The sequence below is a fragment of the Thermogutta sp. genome (assembly GCF_014359955.1).
Taxonomy (GTDB): Bacteria; Planctomycetota; Planctomycetia; order Pirellulales; family Thermoguttaceae; genus Thermogutta.
In genome coordinates, this window is sequence record NZ_JACIYL010000637.1 from 1 (window position 1) to 2,635 (window position 2,635).

Consider the following 2,635-nt stretch of genomic DNA (forward strand, 5'->3'; position numbering starts at 1 on the left):
AAGACCGAATGGGGAGACAAGTATTCCGGAGGGCTCGGAACCTATACAGCCAACCATGTTCCAATCGCCATCTATTGCCCTCAGGTCAAAAAAACATTTTTTGTTTATGGCGGCGCCAAGGATGGCAAGCGACATTTACTCAATATGATTTCCTATTACGATCACGTAAAAGGGACGGTTCCTCGACCCGTCGTCGTCCATGACAAAGGCGGCGTAGACGATCCGCATGATAATGCGGCGCTGGCTGTCGATGACCAGGGATACCTATGGGTATTTGTCAGCGGAAGAGCACGGAGTCGCCCAGGTTACATTTATAAAAGCCGCAAGCCATATTCCATTGACGACTTCGAGCGCGTGCGGGAAGGCGAACTTACCTATCCGCAGCCATGGTGGTTTCCGGGCGAAGGATTTTTGTTTTTATTTACGAAATACACGAGGGGGCGCGAGCTTTATTTCAGTCGGAGCCTGGATGGGCGCGACTGGCTTCCGGACGTCAAATTTGCCGGAATGGGTGGACATTACCAGACAAGCTGGCGGCGACAGCATCTGGTGTTTACCGCGTTTAATTATCATCCGGGAGGAAATGTTGATCGGCGGACCAATCTCTATTACCTTCAAACCGACGACCTGGGGCAAACATGGAGAAACGTCCAGGGAGACCCGATCGAAATACCATTGACTGATCCAGTGAATAATGCGCTGGTCCGTCATTACGAAAGTGAACATCGCCTCGTTTATATCCACGATATCGACCTGGATCACAATGGATATCCGGTGATCCTCTACATCACGTCTGCCAGTTACAAACCGGGGCCGGAGGGTGATCCACGCTGGTGGACAATAGCGCATTGGAATGGCAAGACCTGGGAGTTTTCAGAAATCACGCCAGCCAACCACAATTACAGCACGGGGGCCCTTTATATCGAGGAAGACGGCTGGCGGGTGATTGGTCCGACTCAACCGGGACCACAGCCGGTGGGCGCGGGAGGTGAGGTTGCTGTATGGCTTAGCAGAGACCACGGGAAGAGCTGGACAATGGTTCGGCAGCTTACCGAACGAAGTCCTTTTAATCACAACTATGTGCGGCGACCTGTGAACGCAGATCCCGGATTCTATGCGTTGTGGGCCGACGGCAATCCGGACACGTTTTCACCTTCCTGTCTGTATTTCTGTACGAAAGACGCTGACGTGGTGTATCGTCTTCCGTATCACATGACGGCCGAGGAAGAACGCCCCGAACTGCTCCCTTTGACTCGTCTCAATTGCGCTGCCGCTGAATAGAAGACGGCCTGTTTGTATAAACTCGCTCATGGGACGACATCGGGGCGTTGCGCCTCGAATGCCCGTCGCTTGGCTCCCTTCCCTGGTGCGACCATCGACACCTTCATTCCCGGTTGTCCGTTGAAAGCCAGGTGGGGCAGATCGTCCGAGGTCACTTTCTGTATTTCCCCCGCCGAAAAACCCGTCATCCACAGCCGACGAAAAAAGTTACGCCGGTTGGACGTGGTTTGTCCAATCTGCCGGTTACATTTGTGTTCGAAGGGGGCCTCCTGGATGAGCTTCGATCGATTGACCGGGATGGCCCGGCGTCTGGGATCCTGGGGCAGAACGGCGGCACTGCCCCAAATGCCGCCACCAGCGCCGGGCCGCCTTTTCACTTGGGGATATTTGAACGTGCCAGGAACCGTCCGAGCCTGGCGGGAGCTACGCTCCCGGTGATGGGGATGGAGAACCGGCTTCCGTGGCAGAGACACCGTGTCAGACGCGGAGCTATTTGATGAGACTGGTAGTGACGGCTGCGGTGTCCTGGAATGTGAGCTTGGTCGGAAAAGAGGGTGGGATTGAAGGGCGCTTTGGCGCTGGACGTCCGGACGTTTTATAATCGAACACGGGGGCGGCATGATGGACCCGGTTTATCGATTTTTGCGACGGTGCTGTGGATGGGGAAGCACCTCGAAGGAGATTTGGGAGTCGCACATGGGCGAGCACTCTCCGCTTGTTCGTCAATGGATGATGCTCCGAATCCTGTCCAGCCGTCACTATGGCGTGACAGTGAAGGAGCTGGCCGAGGAGTTAGGAGTCAGCGAGAAAACCATCCGTCGAGATCTGGATGCTTTTTCTGAGGCGGGATTTCCCCTGGAAGAGACCGTGGTCGAACATGGCAGGAAGAAGTGGAAGCTGGCGGGAGATTTGTCGGTCAAGGGGGTGCCGCTCCATTATGACGAGGCCATTGCCCTCCATGTCGCGCGGTGTTTTATGGAACCGCTGGCGGGAACAATCTTCTGGACAGCCGCTCAGCGCGCATTCAATAAAATCCGCTGCATGTTCAATGAGCGAGCGCTGAAATACGTCGAGAAAATGGCCCAGGCTTTTTACCAAACCCGCGTGGGCTTTTGTGACTATTCGCGACAGGCTGAGATCATCGATCAGATTATGATTGGCCTGGAAGACCACCGAGCACTGGAAATTGAGTATCAGTCACTGAAAGCCAGCGAACCGGCGACCTACGAAATTCATCCTTACGGGATGACGTATCATCGCGGAGCCCTGTATCTTGTAGGATGGTCCCCGGGGAAAAAGGAAATACGACACTGGAAAGTGAACAGAATAAGTCGGGCGGAAGTGACCGATCGAC

Annotated in this window: 2 protein-coding genes; both read left to right on the top strand. The window is 54.6% G+C overall.

The genetic code is table 11. The annotated features are described in order from the left end of the window. The coding region (locus H5U08_RS15300; RefSeq protein WP_297034956.1) for a BNR-4 repeat-containing protein at nt 1-1,281 on the top strand (1,281 nt) is incomplete at its 5' end. Nucleotides 1,282-1,977: 696 nt separating this feature from the next. Beyond that, the coding region (locus H5U08_RS15305) for a WYL domain-containing protein (RefSeq protein WP_297034959.1) at nt 1,978-2,635 on the top strand (658 nt) is incomplete at its 3' end.